This is a genomic window from Rhizobium sp. CG5 (genome assembly GCF_023701945.1).
Classification (GTDB): Bacteria; Pseudomonadota; Alphaproteobacteria; order Rhizobiales; family Rhizobiaceae; genus Allorhizobium.
In genome coordinates this window covers 342,770-360,576 of sequence record NZ_JABAEF010000003.1, presented here as the reverse complement: position 1 = coordinate 360,576, position 17,807 = coordinate 342,770, and the positions used below count along the sequence as shown (strand labels likewise).

Sequence of the window (17,807 nt, the reverse complement as noted above, 5' to 3'; positions counted from 1 at the left end):
GGGGCAAACGGTCGCACTGTGCGGTCCTGTCGCATCATGCGGGCGCGATGTCGCATTGATCCTTCGGGCGATAAGCCTATTTGACTTTCATCAGATTATGGTCGGCACCGTCCAGAGGAAGTCTATGTGATGTTTGACAATTTCGATGCGGAACTGCTGGCGCGAATCCAGTTCGCCTTCACGGTGTCCTTTCACATCATCTTTCCGGCCTTCTCGATCGGCGTCGCCAGCTATCTGGCGGTGCTCGAAGGCCTCTATCTCTGGACGAAGAAAGAGGTCTATCTGGAGCTCTTCAACTTCTGGAAGACGATCTTTGCCGTCGCCTTCGGCATGGGCGTGGTGTCGGGCATCGTCATGTCCTACCAGTTCGGCACCAATTGGAGCGTGTTTTCCGACAAGGCCGGGCCGGTCATCGGGCCGCTGATGGGCTATGAGGTGCTGACCGCCTTCTTCCTGGAGGCCGGCTTCCTCGGCGTCATGCTGTTCGGATTGAAGCGCGTCGGGCCGGGCTTGCATTTTCTGGCGACCCTGATGGTGGCGCTCGGCACGCTGATCTCGGCCACCTGGATCCTGGCCGTCAATTCCTGGATGCAGACACCGGCCGGCTTTGCCATGAACGATGTCGGCCAGTTCATTCCGGTCGACTGGTGGGCGATCGTCTTCAACCCGTCCTTTCCCTATCGGCTGGTGCATATGGTGCTGGCCGCCTATCTCACCACCGCCTTCGTGGTCGGGGCGGTCGGCGCCTGGCACCTGTTGCGCAAGACCGCGCCGCACCGGGCCGGCAAGATGTTTTCGATGGCCATGTGGATGGCGGCGATCGTCGCGCCGATCCAGATCTTTGCCGGCGACATGCACGGGCTGAACACGCTCGAACATCAGCCGGTCAAGGTCATGGCGATGGAAGGCCATTTCGAGAGCCATCCGAATGGCGCGCCGCTGATCCTGTTCGGCATTCCGAACACGGCGGAAAAGCGGGTCGACTACGCCATCGAGATCCCAAAGCTCTCAAGCCTGATCCTCAAGCATGACCTCAATGCGCCGCTTTCCGGTCTCGACACCGTGCCGGACGAGCTGGAGCCGCCGGTGGCGATCGTGTTCTGGTCGTTCCGGGTGATGGTCGGCATCGGATTTGCCATGCTCGGCATGGGGCTGTGGAGCCTGTGGTGTCGGTATCGCGGCACCCTGCGCGACAACGACTGGCTGCATCGGGCGGCCGTGGCCATGGGGCCGGCGGGTTTTGTGGCGGTGCTGGCCGGCTGGGTCACCACGGAGGTCGGGCGGCAGCCCTATACGGTCTATGGTCACCTGCTGACGGCGGATTCGCTGTCGCCCATCGGGGCACCGGCCGTCGCCACCTCGCTGATCGCCTTCATCATCGTTTACTTCCTGGTGTTCGGCGCCGGCACTTTCTACATCCTGCGGCTGATGGCGCGCCTGCCGCGCGACCCGATGGCCGATCTCGACGACGGACCGATCCGCACGTCCGGCATCACGCCGGCTGCTCAGACCAAGGGAGGCAAGCATGATCATTGATCTGGCATTCGTCTGGGCGGCGATCATCGCCTTCGCGGTTCTCGCCTATGTCGTGCTCGACGGTTTCGATCTCGGCGTCGGCATTCTCTTTCCGTTCTTTCCGGAAAAACGCCACCGCGACCAGATGATGAATTCGGTGGCGCCGGTCTGGGACGGCAACGAGACCTGGCTGGTGCTGGGCGGCGGCGGGCTGATGGCGGTGTTTCCGCTGGCCTATGCGACCATCCTGCCGGCGCTCTATGCGCCGATCATCGCCATGCTGCTCGGCCTGATCTTTCGCGGCGTGGCGTTCGAATATCGCTGGCGCACCAAGCGGGCCGAACATCTGTGGAACTATGCCTTCGCCGGCGGCTCCATTCTGGCGGGCTTTTCTCAAGGGGTGGCGCTCGGCGCCCTGGTGCAGGGCATTCCGGTGGTCAATCGCGCCTATGCCGGTGGCTGGTGGGACTGGCTGACGCCGTTTTCGGTGGCCACCGGCTTCGCCCTGCTGCTCGGCTATGCGCTGCTGGGGTCGACCTGGCTGGTCATGAAGACCACGGATGAACTTGCCACCCGGGCGCGGCGCTTCGCCGTGGTCACGGCCTTTCTGACGGTTGGCGCCATGGGCGTGTTCAGCCTGTGGACCCCGTGGCTCGAGCCGCTCTATCTGGAGCGCTGGTTCAGCTTCCCGACGGCGGTGTTCAGCGTCATCGTGCCGGTGCTGGTGCTGGGCTGCCTCTATCTGATCGTCACCGGTGTACGCGGCAACAAGGACATCCGGCCCTTCGTGGCCGCACTCGGGCTGTTCGTGCTCGGTTATGCCGGGATCGGCATCAGCTTCTATCCCTATATCGTGCCGACCTCGCTGACGATCTGGGATGCGGCGGCGCCGGATTCGAGCCTCAAATTCCTGCTGGTCGGGGCGGCCGTGCTGGTGCCGATCATCCTCGCCTATACCGCCTATGCCTATTGGGTATTCCGCGGCAAGGTCGATCCGGAGGAGGGCTATCACTGATGGAGAAGCAATCCCTGCCCAAGCGCCTGGGGTGGTTCGTCGGTCTCTGGTTCGTCGGGTTGCTGGCGGTCAGCGCCGTGGCGCTGGTGATCAAGCTGGCCCTTGCGGTCTAGGCGCGCGGCACGAATTTGGCGAAAAGCGACGGCGTGCCCTTCAATTGCCGGCACGCCGTCGCCATATAGATTGAAACGGGTGCATGGGAGCGTCCGGAGGAAAGGGAAAATTGGTGTCCATTCGCAGCATTTCGAAATATCTGGGGATCCTGGCCGTCGGCCTGATGGTGTCGATCGCCACCACCGACATGGCCGAAGCCCGCAAGGCCGGTGGCTTCAGCGGCTTCGGCAGCCGTGGCACCAAGACCTTCTCGGCGCCGCCGGCCACTCGCACGGCGCCGGCTCCGGCAGCACCCGTCGAGCGCAGCATGACGCCGCGCACCAATACCACCCAGCCGAATGCAACGCCGGCCAACCAGCAGCGTCCCGGCTTCTTCGGCGGCCTTGGCGGCTCCATGCTCGGCGGCCTGATGATGGGCGGTCTGATCGGCATGATGCTCGGCGGCGGCATGGGCGGCGGCATCGGCTTCCTCGGCCTGATCTTCCAGGTCATTCTGATCGCGGTTCTGGCAAGCCTTGCCATGCGGTTCTTCCGCAATCGCCAGCAGGCGGCCCATTCGACCCCGACCGGCGGTCCGTCGCCGCAGGGCAACAAGGCGCCCGGTTTCGAAATTCCCCGCATGGGCGCGCTGCTCGGCGGCTCGAAGCCCGTATCGGCTGACGAAATCGGCATCCAGAAGCAGGATCTCGACACGTTCGAAAGCATCTTGAAGGATGTGCAGGCCGCCTATGCCGCGGAAGACTATGCGGCCCTGCGCCGCCTGACGACGCCGGAAGCTATGTCTTATCTGGCCGAAGAACTGAGCGACAACGCCACCAAGGGCTTGCGCAACGAGGTGCGCGACGTGCATCTGGTGCAGGGCGACGTGGCGGAGAGCTGGCGCGAAGGCACGGTCGACTATGCCACCATCGCCATGCGCTACGAGGCGATCGACGTGATGCGCGACCGCACCACCGGCGCCGTCGTCAGCGGCGACCCGGACACTGCGTCCGACTCGGTCGAGATCTGGACCTTCGTGCGCCGCCCCGGCGCCGGCTGGCAGGTCTCCGCCATCCAGGGCACGGACGCCGCCTGATCACAAAGACCAAAAGGCCCGAAGCACGGAATGGTGCTTCGGGCCTTTTTTTGTTTTGGGACGTGGTCATGGCAGGAATAGGAGAGGGCGCTCGCCTGTTACGCCAACGGCTGATATCATTTGCTGGCATCGCCGTTGAGCCACGACGGCGTCAAATGATGGGCACCTGGCATGGCACCTCCTTTCTCCCCTGTCGGCATCGATCATGTCGTCTTGCTGATCGATGACATGGACCGAGCGCTTCGATTCTATCTTGAGGTCATGGGGTGCCAGCCGGGCTATTCCTATCCGGCGCTCGGCATGGAGCAGGTCTGGTGCGGATCGTCGCTGATCGTGTTGTGGGACATTACCCATCCGGGCGGGCGGACGGCGGCGCCGCCTGTCGCTGGCGGCCGCAATGTCGATCATATCTGCATCGCCACCAGCCCCTTTGATCACCAAGACCTCCGTGCCCATTTGGAACGCCATGGGGTCGAAATCTCGCGCGAGGCCTTCCATGGCGGTGCCCGAGGCATGGGGCATTCGTTCTATATCCACGACCCGTTCGGCAACAAGATCGAGATCAAGGGGCCTGCGGAATATCCCGATGGACGCACGGCGTAACCGTTGAGACTGTCAACTCCGGCCAATCACCGAGGGCAGGGTCGCCCTAATAGTTGCTGCAATCCTTCAGCTGGCGGGCATAGGTGTAGCTGATATTGGTGAAGCGCTTGGCGCCGTTGAGCGCTTCCGGGCGGCCGCGATAGGCGCCGCGCTTGAATCCCTCATGACCCGAATGATAGGCGAGGTAGAGGTTGTAGGGATCGCTGAGGGCGATGTTGTTGCGGCGATGGCTCTGGTAGTGATACCAGGCGATGAAGCGCACGGCATCGCCGAAATCGGTGCGGCGCGCCAGGCCGCGGCCGGTCTCGCGCTTGTAGCGCTCCCAGGTGCCATCGAGCGCCTGGGAATAGCCGAACGCCGTCGACTGGCGTTTCCACGGAATGAAACCCAGCAGCTTGCGGCGCGGCGGGCGGGCGTTGTGGCGGAAGCCGGACTCCGTATAGATTGTCGCCATCAGGATCGACACGGGAATGCCATACTCGCGCGAGGCCTTGTTGGCCTCTCTGCGCCAGTTGTTGAACACGCCATCGCGCTGCTCGAAAATGGCGCAGGCGTTCTTGGTCTGGCTCGGTGGCTTGGCACAACCGGCCAATGCCAGGAAAAGGGCGACGATTAAGACGCTACGCATCGCGGGACCTCTCTTTGACCCGCTATTGTATTAGGTAAAATTTAACGAAACGTTTGGCGATTGGGTTAACCGTGACGGCGCGCAGATCGCTGGATTGTTAAGACAAATGGCCGGAAAACGGCGATTGCGCGGCGGTGGCGTTAACGCCTGCCGCGTCTGTTGGCGCGAGGCGCCGGTGCAGGGCCCAGAGTCCGGCGCTGGCATTTGAAACAAGAACGATACAACCTTTTCAGCCCTTCTTAATAGTTGAAACGGGCCATTCGGACCCGGCGCTTTTCAAGGTTCTGTGCCAAACGGCGCAAAAGGCCCGGAAAACCTGGGTTTTGGTGCCGTTAAATGCATATTAACCATTTGAAATCAGAGACTTGTCCGGTTGCAAATTATTAGCATTTCGTTGAGGACTTGGTCCGTAGTGTGGCATTGTTCCTATCTGGAACCTCCGCAGATGACTTGTGGGGCAATGAAAAATGGGGACTGGGCACATGAAGTGCGTTAAGTGGCCTGCAATCATTGCGGGCGTTTTTGGTTTGTTTCTGATCTGGCTCCCGATGAGCCTGCAGGCACAGCTGGTTCTGAGCATTGCCGTCCTTGGCCTCATGCTGCTCTGCATGACGCGTCCGGACAACAAGACGCTCCGGCTGATGACCTTCGTATTCGCCGCCATTCTGGCGCTTCGTTACGCCTTCTGGCGTACGACCGAGACCCTTCCGAATTTTTCCGAGCCGCTCAACTACATTCCGGGACTCATTCTCTATGTGGCCGAGATGTATTGCCTGCTCATGCTGGCGATCAGCTTCTTCATTGTGGCCGATCCGTTGAAGCGCAAGACCCCGGCCAGGGCCGCCGACAAGGATTGCCCGACCGTCGACGTCTTCGTCCCGAGCTATAACGAGGAGCCTGAGCTGCTGGCACTGACGCTGGCCGCCGCCCGCTCGATGCACTATCCCAAGGACAAGCTGACCATCTACCTGCTCGATGACGGCGGGACGGATGCCAAATGCAGCCACAAGGATCCGCGCACGGCCCTGTCGGCGCTGCGCCGTCGCGAGCAACTCAAGTCCCTATGCGACGCGATGGGCGTGAATTACCATGCCCGTGCCGAAAACAGCCATGCCAAGGCGGGTAATCTGAATGCCGGCCTGCAGATCTCCAAGGGCGAACTGGTCGTGGTCTTCGATGCCGACCATGCGCCGGTGCGCGATTTCCTCAACGAGACGGTCGGCTTCTTTGCAGAGGACGAAAAGCTTTTCCTCGTCCAGACCCCGCATTTCTTCCTCAATCCCGATCCACTGGAAAAGAACCTGGAGACCTTCGCCCGCATGCCGTCCGAGAACGAGATGTTCTATTCGGTCGTGCAGCGTGGCCTCGACAAGTGGGATGCCTCGTTCTTCTGCGGCTCGGCCGCCGTGCTGCGCCGCGAGGCGCTCTTGGAGACCGACGGTTTTTCGGGCCAGTCGATCACCGAGGATTGCGAAACGGCCCTGTCGCTGCACAGCCGCGGCTGGCACAGCGTTTATGTCGACAAGCCGCTGATCGCCGGCCTGCAGCCGGAAACCTTCGTCTCCTTCATCGGCCAGCGGGCCCGCTGGTGCCAGGGCATGCTGCAGATCCTGATCCTCAACCGGCCGTTCCTTGCGGGCGGCCTGAGCGTGGCGCAGCGTATCTGCTATGCCGGCACCAACCTGTTCTGGCTGTTCCCGATGACGCGGCTGACCTTCATGTTTGCGCCGCTTTTGTACATCTTCTTCTCGCTGGAAATCTTCCAGGCCAATATCCTTGAATTCGCCTCCTATACGGTGACCTATCTCGTCTCGTCCTTCGCCATGCAGAGCTATCTCTACGGCAAGGTGCGCTGGCCGTGGATCTCCGAACTCTACGAATATGTGCAGTCGGTGCTGCTGTTCGGCTCGATCATCAGCGTCGTGCGCAATCCGCGCAAACCGACCTTCAACGTCACGGCCAAGGGCCAGACGCTGGACGAAAGCAAGCTGTCGCCCCTGGCGCGGCCCTATTTCGCGATCTTCTTCCTGCTGCTCGGTGCCAGCCTCTATGCGGTCTGGCGCTACATGACCGAGCCGATGCCGTCCGAACTGCTGCTGATCGTTGCCGGCTGGAACCTCATCAATCTCGGCATTGCCGGTGCGGCGCTTGGCGTCGTCTCGGAGCGTCGCGAACGGCGCCGCAACCAGCGCCTGCCGGTCAAGCGCCATGCGCTGATGCGTGTCGGCGAGATGGTCTACACGATCATCATCCAGGACGCGTCAAGCGGCGGCGTCTCCATCCAGTTCCTCGACGGCAAGCCGGTCATGGACAAGGGCGCGCCGCTGGAGGCCCTCATCGAACTGCGCCGCAATGGCAAGGCTCTGGGCCTCAACGTCGTCTACCGCAGCACCAGCAAGCGTGACGAGGATACCGTGCATGGCTTTGCCTATGCCGAACGCACGCCGCAGACGTTCCTGGTGATTGCCGAGCTGATGTATTCCGACCAGTCGGTGCTGCAGGATCGGTTGACCCGGCGCCAGAAGCGCCGGGGCTTTTTCCAGGGCACCGTGCGCTTTGCCGTATGGACCGTGGCCGAGACCCTGCGCTCGCTGCAATATGCCGGCGGTCTGGTGCGCGAGCAGCAGGTCAAGTCCTTTTCCGATGCGCCAATGGTCATCACCGATAGGGGCGACGCGCCGTTGGAAGAGGGCGAGAATTCCCATGCCCATGATTATCCGGTTCTGGTTGGAGGCGTCGTCTATGGCTAAGCTCGCAAGCGCTACCGCGCTCTCTATCATCCTGAGTGCCGGCTTGTTTGCCGCGCCAAGCCTTGCCGCCCCGCTGCAATTGTTTCCCGGCGCCGAGCCGGCCACGGCGGCCGCTGAACCGGCCTTGACCAAACTTGCCGCAGCCGATGGCCGGCTGGTGCCCTTCGAACAGTCCGGCGACCGGCTTCGGCTGATCGGCGAGGACGCCGCGCGCCTGCTGAGCTTCCATCTCAGCAGCGAGCAGGCCCGCCAGCCGGGCACGCTGCGCATCGCCTATACCAATGCCGTGTCGGTTCTGCCCGACGACGCGATCATGGATGTCGAGGTTAACGGCCGGGCCGTCGGTTCCTTTGCCATCCGCTCACCGAATGGTGTTCTTGCCGAACAATTGGCGCTGTCGCCGACAGACCTCGTCCCCGGCCGTAATGCCGTGCGGCTGCGGGCGCGCCAGCATCACCGCGTCGATTGCTCGCTCGATGCGGTCTATGAGCTCTGGACGCAGGTCGATCCGATTGAGAGCGGCTTTGTGTCGGGTGCGGCGGGGCAGTTTGAGACCCTTGACGATCTCCTGGCGATCGGCCGGACGGCCGAGGGTATCACCGAACTGCGGCTGATCTCACCGGAAGGCGATCGCTCGGTGATGGCGGCCGACAGCCTGGCGACCGTGCAGGCCCTGGCGCTCTATCTCAACCGCGATGACCTGAAAATCTCGGTTGCCGACAAACCGGGCGAGGGTGCCGGCATCGATCTCTATTTCGGTGATGTCAGGAGCTATCCGCAGACCGCCAAGGCCCGTGCCATTCTCGCCGCAGCCCCCAACGGGCTTTCGGTGCGCCGCGGCGAGACGGCGGGTCGCGTCGCTGTCGTCATGCGCGGTGCCAACCCTGCCGATCTGTCGGCCTCGCTTAAAACCGCGGTCGGCAATGTCATGCGTCCCGGCTTCGAGGCCGGCGTGCTGAAGGCCCAGCCGGGCATGATCGACGGCACTGAGACCGGACGCGTCACGCTGGCCGATGCCGGCTATCGCACCGCGCCGTTTACCGGCCGCCTGTTTCGTACCACGCTCGATATCGACATGCCGGCCGATTTCTATCCTGGCGACTATGGCGCGATCGACTTCTATCTGAAGGCGGCCACCGCCCCCGGCCTGGCGCCTGGCTCCCAGCTTCTGTTCCGGGTCAACCAGCGGGCCGTCACCAGCCATATGCTTTACAATCCGGAAGGGGCGAAATTCGACGGCAAGCGCATCGAACTGCCGCTGCGCGCCTTCCACCCTGGCGTCAACCAGGTCGAGATCCTGGCCGAGTTGCCCATGGAGTCCGACAAGGCCTGCGAGCCGGCCGGCCGGTCGCAGGAGCGGCCGCGGTTCCTGCTCTTGGAGGATTCGGCCTTCGAATTCCCCGATGTTGCCCATATCGGCCGCCTGCCGGACCTGGCGGCGTTTTCCGGCAAGGCCTATCCTTTCCAGGATGCGGTGCCGTTTGACGTGCATGTCGACCGGCCGGATGGCGCGTCGCTCGGTGCGGCGATGACCATGGTGACGCGGCTGGCGCTGGCGGCCAGGAAGCCGCTCAATGCGTCGCTGAAGGTCGGTGCACCGGACGCTTCCGTCGATCGCGACGCGCTCATTGTCACCGCCAATGGCCGGCAGGACGGCAGCCCGCCGCCTGCAAAGGGTGTCACGCCGCTTGCCTCGGCAGGTGAGAATGCCGGGCAGCTCGACATGGTGAAGACGGCAGCAATCGGCTCAGCGGTCCCCGGTGGCCCGCAATTGGCGTCGCAGTCGGATGTTCTGCTGGATGCCTTCCAGCAGAGCACGGCGCTGGAGGATGAACATCTGTCGCTGAAGACACGGGTGTGGGTCTGGATGCGCAAGGCGTCCCGCGTCATCAATCACTGGCTGAGATACGAGGACGCAATCGACGACGTGGCGCGGCTTGACCGCTCCGATGTGCTGGTCAGCATGACCCAGACGCGGGCGCCGCTCGGCAATGGCGTGTGGACCGTGATCGAGGCCGATAGCCCGCAGGATCTGGAGGCCGGCGTGCGCGGCCTGACAGCACCGGCCGTCTGGGGTGCGCTGAAAGGCGGCACGGCGCTGATGAAGCGCGACGATCATTCTCTCGTCACCTATATGCCGGCCAGCTATTCCTTCTCGGCCCCCAGCGATACCAGCTTCTCCAATCTGCGCCGGCTGGCCGCGGCGTGGCTGTCCGACCATTTCCAGATCTATGTGCTGCTGGTCATCGCCTGCATGGGCGTGTTCGGCTTGTGGCTTGGCTATGCTGTTCCCCGCAAGGGCGTGAGGACCGATCAATGACCCGAAGCTTTACCCGCCTGACCGCGCTGCTGCTGCAGGGCACTGTACTATTCCCGCTGGCCACGGGCGCCGTCGCCCAGCAGACCCTATCGCTGTTTACGCCGGCCGCGCCTGCGGCTGAAGCGGCCGTCGCCAAGGACGGTGCGGTCGTTGGCGATGCCCAGGGGCCAACACCGGATGCCGTCGAACTGGCGGCGCTCTATTATTATGCCAAGGAAGGCCGGATGGACCGCGTCACCGCCGAGACACGGCGGCTGCAGCTGAAATATCCCGGCTTCTCCATGCCGGGCGACGTCTTTGCGCCCGAGGCCGCAGCCCCTGTGGACGAAAGCTCGCTCTGGGCGCTTTACGAAGCCGACGATTACAGCGGTATCGAGACCGAGGTGACGCGGATTGCCGCGGCCAATCTCGGCTGGGAACCGTCGGAGGATTTCCGCACCAAGCTGGAACGCCGCAAGCAGCGCCATCTGATGAGCGAGGCCTACAAGAACCAGGACTGGCCGTCGGTGATCGCCGCCGGGCAGACGCTCGATCCGCAGCGGGAAACCGAGGTCGACCTGTTGTGGATGCTGATCGAGGCCTATCGTGAGAGCCATATGGCCGAGGCGCTGGTGCCTCTTTATCGCGGCATCCTGTTTCGCGAAGGCGAGGCGCGCATGAGCGACGATGTCATCATGACGACGCTGCAAAAGGCCGTCGAGGATTTCCCGGTGGCCGAGTTGCGCAAGGCGGTGGCGCAGTTTGCCGTGTCGCCCTCGATGACCGAGCGCATGCGCGACCTGTCGCTGGATCTTCTGCGCCGTGAGGTCGCGGATTTCAACAGCGCTGCTGCCGGCGGTCCTGCCGTGGCGCCCGGCATGATCGAAAAGCTCAGGGTCGTGGCAGGCGAGGGCAAGCGTCCCGAAGACCTGACGCTGCTCGGCTGGTATGCGCTGAAGACCGAAAAGCCGGAAGAGGCGGAAAAGTGGTTCCGCCTGGCGCTGGAGCAGAAGGCCTCCGTGGAGACCATCAAGGGCCTGTCGCTCAGTCTTTTGCGGCAGAAGCAGGACGACCAGGCCTATCAGGTCGTGGTGGATCACCTGGCAGAGCTTGGCGAGGAGAGCGAGTTTTTGGCCGACACGCTGTCGCTGCGCTTCCAGAAACCGGAACTCGGCGAGATCGACGCGGCGGTGGTCACGGCCTATTCGGCGGCGATCCAGAAAAGTCTGTCGGCCGATCATGCGGCGGTGCTCGGCTGGTATGCCTATAATTCGAGGCAATTTGCCGCCTCTGCCGCCTGGTTCGGCAAGTCCTTCGAGTGGCAGAAGCATCCCGACAGCCTGAAGGGCCTGGTGTTGAGTGCGGCGCAGATGAAGGATACCGCCACGCTCGATGCGTTGAAATCCGAGTATGCGGCCGCCTATCCCGCTGCGTTCGAAGACCTGAAGGCGATGACGGCGCCGAAGGGCAAGCGCGGCAAGGATGTCGCCGCACCGGCCGCCAATATCGATGCGACCTATGTGGCGAATTTCCGCAACAAGAAGTTCGGCGCCTGCATCACCGATCTGAGGGCGCTTGAGGCACGCAGTACGCTCTCCGCCGATGCGCTGCTGATCAAGGGCTGGTGCCATCTGGAGCTCAACCACCTGAGCGAAGCGCGTGCCTCGTTCTCGGCGGTGCTGTCTGCCGGCGGGCAGAAGGGCCAGGATGCGGCCTATGGCTTGGGGCTGACGCTGCTGCGCGCCAAACTCACCGACGATGCCGAGGCGGTGTTGTCGCGTTATCCGCTGACCGCGGCGCGCGACAGGGAGATCCGCAGCGAGATCTATTGGCTGCGGGCGCGGGATGCCTTCGACCGCAAGCAATACCAGCAGGTGCTGGAGGCGCTCAACGCCCGCCTGCTGATCGCGCCGGAAGCGGCTGGTATTTCGCAGATGCGGGCCTGGTCGCACTACCATCTCGGCAATCTTTCCCAATCCAAGGCGATCTTCGCACAGCTGAATGCCGCGATCAGCGATCCGGCCAATCTGCGCGGCATCGCCGTCATCAACGACCGATTGAGTGGACAATGATCAAAACCCTTCTCACCTCCCTATCTCTTGCTTTGCTCAGCGGCTGCACCTCGGTTCAGGATCCGTTTCTGACGGCCTCGACGGTCAATGCGCCAAGGGTTGCCGGTGCGTCTGCCTCGACCAGCGAAGTGGCGCCGCATTTCGCGCTGGCCTCGCTGCCGGGGCTGCCGGCCAGCATCCTGTCGATCCGGCAGAACCTGACGGCGGAGACCGCCGTGCAGACCATCGTCTTTGCCAATGACACGGTCCAGGACGGCGAAAATGCCCTGACCATCGAGGTTGGGCTTTCCGGCGAAGGCGTGTTCCGCCAGGCACCGAGCCGCAATGATGTGATGCGCGAGATGAAAGCGTCGCTGCGCGGTGTGCCGATGAAGATGACCGAGGCGATGGGCCGCAATGCCTATGGCGTCTACGGCTATGCGACCGGCTCTCTGCCGTCCGGCGGCGCCTGCGTCTATGCCTGGCAGTTGATCAAGGACGGCCAGATGGAGAACGGCGCGCCTGCGGTCGGCAATCTGATGCAGCGGGCCCATCCGGTCCGCATCCGGCTACGCTATTGCGACACGGCGGCAACACCGGACCGGTTGGCGACCCTGCTCGGCGATCTGCGCATCAAGCCGATCACCAGCCAGACCCTCGACATGCTGCGTCTTGCCTCAGGCTCCTCTGCCGCGGCATCGTTTGCACCGGTTGCGCCGGTTGCGCCGTTTGAATCGTTTGCGCCCGTCGCTGCCGAGATGCCGGCTGTGGTGCGTGCGCAGCCGGTCGAGGTGGCGGAAACCCCGAAACCAAGGGCTGCGGCAGTGAGCGCGCCGTCGAACGCCAAAGCCCCGACAGCCGCGCCGGTTCTGACCGGTGCCGTCGAAGTGCCGCTGCCGGAGTGAGGGGCGACGGAATGAGAAGAGGTGAGGGCGTGGCAGATCGACAGTGACGGAGTCCTGTCGTTTGTGCTCTAGGCAGCCGTCATCCCGGCCTTGAGCCACAGCTGTCCGGTTTAAGTTGGCCTGAGATCGAAGGAGATCTGTGCGTTATCTTCGGGCGGCTTTTTGGGCGGCTCGATGAGGTTCTGGATCGTCTTTCGATGCATGAGATTGGCGCGGACCAGCCGTGCGAATGCGAGCGGGCTTTCGATTCTGGCCTGGGTCTTCTTGAGGCTTGCGAGGAGGATATAAGTGATGAGCGCGACCATGACCTGGATGCGCACGGCATTTTCCGAGGTGCCGAGGAAATGACGAATGCGCAGGGTTTGCTTGACCCAGCGGAAAAACAGCTCGATTTGCCAGCGCCTCTTGTAGAGGGCGGCGATCTCTTGCGCCGGTGCGTCGAGGTCGCTGGTGACGATGCGTATGATCTTGCCCGTGGAAATCCTGACCATGACCTCGCGAACGGGATCGACGTAAGGATTGGGGCGCCCATATCCGATCCTGCGATTGAGATGGCCTATCCTGTCAGACAGGATGTCGCCGCCTTCGGGGACCGGCCGGCTCTCGATACTCTGTAGCGGCGTGTGGGTCTTGAGGCGTGTAACGATGCGGCAACCTTTTGCCTTCAGCTCGGCCCACCATGCAAAATCGTAGTAGCCAAGGTCGAAAACATAGGTCGCTGCGGTCTCGACCGGCATGTTCTGCGCCGGCGTGATGTCGTTGACATTGGCGGCAGTGACGACGGCGTAGACCGGCGAGGCCTCGTCGGGATCGTAGACGACATGGATCTTGCCGGCGCAGCTTTTTGCGGAGAAGTGGGCCCAGTTGGCGGAAAGCCTGATGTTCGTCGCATCGACGAGACGCACCGCATCACCGATCTTGCGGCGGGCAGCGCGATCGGCGCCTTGCGCCAAGGCGGAAAAGAGCCCTTCGAACACGGCGGCCGGCCGGCGAGCATTGGCATCGGAAAGGGTCGAGCGCGCCGGGCTCTTGGCGCCGAGGTGATAGAGACCACGCCAGTGGCTGGACAACCCTATCTCGATATCGCGCAGGCTGACCGCACCGCTCAACTGACCGTAAAGCAGTGCCACGAACTGACTTTTTGTGGACAGCCTGCGGACTCTGTGATCGGCATCATGTTGACGGACGAGGCGATCAAAGACGCCCCAGGGAACCTGCTTCAAAACGGCGTGAAAAACACTATTGTGGTGCTGCATGGCATTGATCCCTTGCTCGTGTCCGAAACGCGCTCAAACGTTCAAATACGAGTAGAATCAATGTCATGCGCCATGTCCACAAATTTAAACCGGACAGCTGTGGCCTTGAGCCGGGATCCAGCGTGATCAAGTCCTTGATCACGAAAGACTCTTTCACGGCGCAGACGCGCCGTGCTGGATTCCCGCTTTCGCGGGAATGACGGAAGAGGGAGGGTGCCCTTCGGCCGCGTCGCTTACCAGGCCTTGCTGAGCTTCAGCGTGAATGTCTGGCCCTGGCCGTAGCCGCAGACCAGGGTGCCCTGGCAGCCCGTGACATATTCCTTGTCGAACAGGTTGGTGACGTTGAGCGAGGCGCCCCAGCCGTTCTTTTCGTAGCGGATGGCAGCGTCCACCAGCGTGGCATCGGGCACTTTCTTGGTATTGGCCATGTCGGCCCAGGATTCGCCCTGGTAGCGCAGGCCGGCGCCGATGCTGACGCCTTCAAACACCCCTGACGGAATGGTGTAGTCGAGCCAGGCGGAGGCCTGCACGGCCGGGATCAGATACGGCGTGTTGCCGATCAGGCTGGTATCGGCATGCTCCTGGATTTCCAGATCCTGGTAGGTGAACGAGGTGATCATCTTCCAGTCCGCCGCGATGTCGAACTTGCCTTCCAGCTCGACACCGGTCGAGGTCACTTCGCCGATCTGCGTTGATAGATAGGTGAGCGGGTCGGTGACGGTCCAGTTTTCCTTGTTGATATGGAAGACGGACGCCGTGATCATGCCGGGCAGGAAGCTCGGCTCGTATTTGAAGCCGCCCTCGACCTGGAAGCCTTCTTCCGGCTTCAGGGCGTCGCCGCTGGTGGTGCCGATCTGGGGGTTGAAGAAGGTGGCGAGGCTGGCATAGGGCGTCAGGCCATTGGCGAATTCATAGGCGAGGCCGGCGCGGCCGCTCAGCGCTCCGTCATCGGATTCGTAGCTGTCGGTGCCGAGGCGATCGTCGACCTCGGTGTTGACGAAATCATAGCGGCCGTTGAGGGTCGCCACCCAGCCGGTGCCGAAATGGATCTGGTCCTGGGCGTAGACACCGAACTGCTGCTGGGTCAGCACTTCGTCGATCTGCGTAGTGTTGTCCGGTTGCGCCGTGCCATAGACCGGATCCGTGACGCTGATCGGCGTGGCGGAACTCCATTTCTGCACGTTATCGAGGCGATAATACTTGTAGTCCATGCCGATCGTCAGGTCATGCTTCAGGGCGCCGGTGTCGAACTTTCCGTTCAGGCGGTTGTCGATGACGAAGGTGTCGACCTTGGTGACACCTTCAAAGCCGATGCGCTGCAGATAGGCGTCCGCGCTGGTCGGCTCTTCGAGATAGCCGGTATCGGTTGCCGGATCGTAATAGCCATAGGTATAGGGCCCGACCTCGCGCTTGTTGAGATGGCCGTAGCGGGCGTTCTGGCTGAAGGTCAAGCCATTGTCGAATTCATGCTCGAATTCGTAAGCGATGGTCTTCTGCCGGTATTCGCTGTCGTCGATATCGGGTTCGCCATAATTGGCGTCGGGATCGATCCGGCCGTAGGGCGCGTCGACGACGGTGCCGACATAGGGGAAGAAGCCGTTGCTCGAGCGGGTCTGGTCCAGGCTCGAATAGGTGGCGGAGATGTTGAGCTTGGTGGCGTCGTCCGGCGCAAAGGTGATCTGCGGCATGAAGACGCCGCGCAGGTCTTCGGCATCGTCGCCGGCCTGGTCACCGCCGGCCACCTTGCCGGTGAAGCGATAGCTGATCGTACCGTCGCTGTTGACGTCGCCGGCATCGAGGCCAACAAAGGCGTTGCCGTCGCTGTTGATGCCGATTTCGGTATAGGTGTGTTTCTCATCCAGCGGCCGCTTGCTGACCATGTTGACGAGGCCGCCCGGATTGGAGCCGCCGTACAGCACCGAGGCCGGACCTTTCAACACTTCGACGCGTTCCAGGGTGAAGGGATCGGTCTGGAAACTGCCGTAGCTGTAGCCGTAGAGGCTGAGGCCATCGAGGAACAGGCCGGTCTGGCTGGCGTCGAAGCCGCGGATATAGATCCAGTCGGTATCGCCATCGACGCCGAACGGCTGGGTGGTGACACCGGCCGTGTAGCGCAGGGCTTCGTCGACCTTGTTGACGACGCCGCGATCGGAGAGTTCCTGCGTGCCGATCACCGACACGGCCTGGGGAATTTCGTTGATCGGCGTGTCGGCCTTGGAACCGGTCGAGGATTGCGTCGCGGCATAGCCGTCGACCGGGCCGGTGGCCGTCTCGCCCTTGCCCTCGACGGTGATGGTCGACAACTGCGTGTCCGCATCCTGGGCAAAGGCCTGGATCGGCGCAAGCGACGCCGGCAGGGCGAGCGCCAGAAGCGCGACGCCGGTTTTCAGATGGCGGTTGGTAAACATCAGTCCTGTCTTGCTGCGCATGAAGCACCCCGTACTAGCTGGCAGGCGCGGTTGGCGCTGCCGGTCCCCACTCAAAGTATAAGATGAGTAGTTAGCTCAAGAATTAACGCGGCGCTTGTCTGAAGCGGTGCCGACTTGAACGGATTTGGGTAAACTTCGCACTGCACCCATGAAATTGCCATAAATCAGTTTCCAGCCCTTACAGGGCATGGGTGCGCCGCCAGGCCGACGGCGACATGCCGACCTGCTGGCGGAAGACGCGGGCGAAATGGGCGGGATCGGCAAAGCCGGTTTCGGCGGCAATGGCGGTCAGCGGCAGAGTGCGGTTGGCGAGATGTTCCTTGACCCGGGCGATACGCGCCTTCATCTGCCACTGGTGCGGTGACAAGCCTGTCGAGGCCTTGAAGGCATGGCTGAAATAGGATTGCGACAGGCCGGTCAGCTCGGCCAGTTCCTCCAGCCGGATGCTGCGCAGGCAATGTTCCTCGATGAAGTCGCAGGTGCGGCGCAATTGCCAGCCGGCAAGCTTGGTGCGCTTGCGGTTCTGGGCAGGGGCGATCTGCAGCACGTCGATCAGCAGCGCCAGGGTCAGGCCATCGCCGTAGAGATCGTGCAGCGGCTGGGCGGCGCTGCATTCGGCGGCGATCAGTTCGGCCAGCGCCATCAGCTTTTGTTCGTTGAGCAGGAAGCGCGGCCGTCTCAGGGCCTCGATATCGAGGTTCTCGCCGATCCGGCGCTTCAGGGCGTCGGTGTCGAAATGCAGGTCGAGATGGCGCAGATACTGGATGTCGTGCACCTGGGTGCGCATTTCCATGCCGGCCGGGATAAAGGATACCGCCCGGCGCTGGCAGCCGTTCAGGACCGGGCCGCCGATCTCGGCCATGGTGAAATTGCCGGTCTCGGTGCTGTGCGCATCCAGCACGATGAACAGTCGCGGATCATTGCCGACATAATAACCGCCGGCGCTCGGTGCGCAGTCGACATTCCACAGATCGGCAACCATGCCGTTCCAGTAGCGCCGGTGATAGCCGTCCAGCACGGAGAAACCGTCGATCTTGTTGTTCATGCGCGGCAGATAGGTCATGCCGTCTCCTTGGGACAAAGCGGGCTTTTGCGGATCGTCCCGGCAGGCCATTTGCAATAGATACTTGATTAAAAATATCATATTTAGTAACGGGCATACAAGGC

The 17,807-nt window shown here is 62.6% G+C and carries 12 protein-coding genes; 8 read left to right on the top strand and 4 right to left on the bottom strand.

The features are described 5' to 3' along the window. Window positions 1-129 precede the first annotated feature (129 nt). From HGO38_RS07560 to HGO38_RS07545, 4 genes are all read left to right on the top strand, one after another. Window positions 130-1,536 (top strand): cytochrome ubiquinol oxidase subunit I, encoded by a 1,407-nt coding sequence (locus HGO38_RS07560; RefSeq protein ID WP_250955276.1) that lies wholly within the window; start codon window positions 130-132, stop codon window positions 1,534-1,536. Then, on the top strand, window positions 1,526-2,530 hold the full coding sequence (cydB, locus tag HGO38_RS07555) for a cytochrome d ubiquinol oxidase subunit II (RefSeq protein ID WP_250955275.1): 1,005 nt from the start codon (window positions 1,526-1,528) through the stop codon (window positions 2,528-2,530). Before HGO38_RS07560 ends, cydB begins: the two co-directional genes overlap by 11 nt. Window positions 2,531-2,762: 232 nt before the next feature. Next, complete coding sequence (locus tag HGO38_RS07550) at window positions 2,763-3,719, top strand: Tim44 domain-containing protein (protein ID WP_502941516.1); 957 nt, start codon at window positions 2,763-2,765, stop codon at window positions 3,717-3,719. 171 nt (window positions 3,720-3,890) lie between these two features. After that, window positions 3,891-4,322, top strand: coding sequence for a VOC family protein (locus HGO38_RS07545; RefSeq protein WP_250955274.1), 432 nt, complete (start codon window positions 3,891-3,893; stop codon window positions 4,320-4,322). Window positions 4,323-4,368: 46 nt separating this feature from the next. On the opposite strand, the gene HGO38_RS07540 is transcribed toward HGO38_RS07545, so the two are convergent. Further along, complete coding sequence (locus tag HGO38_RS07540; RefSeq protein ID WP_250955273.1) at window positions 4,369-4,950, bottom strand: transglycosylase SLT domain-containing protein; 582 nt, start codon at window positions 4,948-4,950, stop codon at window positions 4,369-4,371. A 467-nt stretch (window positions 4,951-5,417) separates the two neighbouring features. On the opposite strand from HGO38_RS07540, the gene bcsA reads away from it, so the two are divergent. From bcsA to bcsN, 4 genes are read left to right on the top strand one after another with little or no spacing between them, the layout of a single operon-like run. Next, on the top strand, window positions 5,418-7,700 hold the full coding sequence (bcsA, locus tag HGO38_RS07535; protein WP_352230463.1) for a UDP-forming cellulose synthase catalytic subunit: 2,283 nt from the start codon (window positions 5,418-5,420) through the stop codon (window positions 7,698-7,700). Next, window positions 7,693-10,020 (top strand): cellulose biosynthesis cyclic di-GMP-binding regulatory protein BcsB, encoded by a 2,328-nt coding sequence (locus HGO38_RS07530; RefSeq protein WP_250955271.1) that lies wholly within the window; start codon window positions 7,693-7,695, stop codon window positions 10,018-10,020. The genes bcsA and HGO38_RS07530 overlap by 8 nt, the downstream gene beginning before the upstream one ends. After that, window positions 10,017-12,071, top strand: a complete 2,055-nt coding sequence (locus HGO38_RS07525) for a hypothetical protein (protein WP_250955270.1) — start codon at window positions 10,017-10,019, stop codon at window positions 12,069-12,071. Before HGO38_RS07530 ends, HGO38_RS07525 begins: the two co-directional genes overlap by 4 nt. Further along, on the top strand, window positions 12,068-12,955 hold the full coding sequence (bcsN, locus tag HGO38_RS07520) for a cellulose biosynthesis protein BcsN (protein WP_250955269.1): 888 nt from the start codon (window positions 12,068-12,070) through the stop codon (window positions 12,953-12,955). The genes HGO38_RS07525 and bcsN overlap by 4 nt, the downstream gene beginning before the upstream one ends. A 110-nt stretch (window positions 12,956-13,065) precedes the next feature. On the opposite strand, the gene HGO38_RS07515 is transcribed toward bcsN, so the two are convergent. The 3 genes from HGO38_RS07515 to HGO38_RS07505 form a co-directional block, all read right to left on the bottom strand. Beyond that, the gene (locus HGO38_RS07515; protein WP_250955268.1) at window positions 13,066-14,211 is read right to left on the bottom strand and encodes an IS4 family transposase; all 1,146 of its coding nucleotides are present in this window, start codon (window positions 14,209-14,211) and stop codon (window positions 13,066-13,068) included. A gap of 233 nt (window positions 14,212-14,444) precedes the next feature. Continuing rightward, window positions 14,445-16,640, bottom strand: coding sequence for a TonB-dependent siderophore receptor (locus HGO38_RS07510; protein WP_502941511.1), 2,196 nt, complete (start codon window positions 16,638-16,640; stop codon window positions 14,445-14,447). 178 nt (window positions 16,641-16,818) lie between these two features. Beyond that, window positions 16,819-17,703, bottom strand: coding sequence for a helix-turn-helix domain-containing protein (locus HGO38_RS07505; RefSeq protein WP_250955267.1), 885 nt, complete (start codon window positions 17,701-17,703; stop codon window positions 16,819-16,821). Window positions 17,704-17,807: the final 104 nt, after the last annotated feature.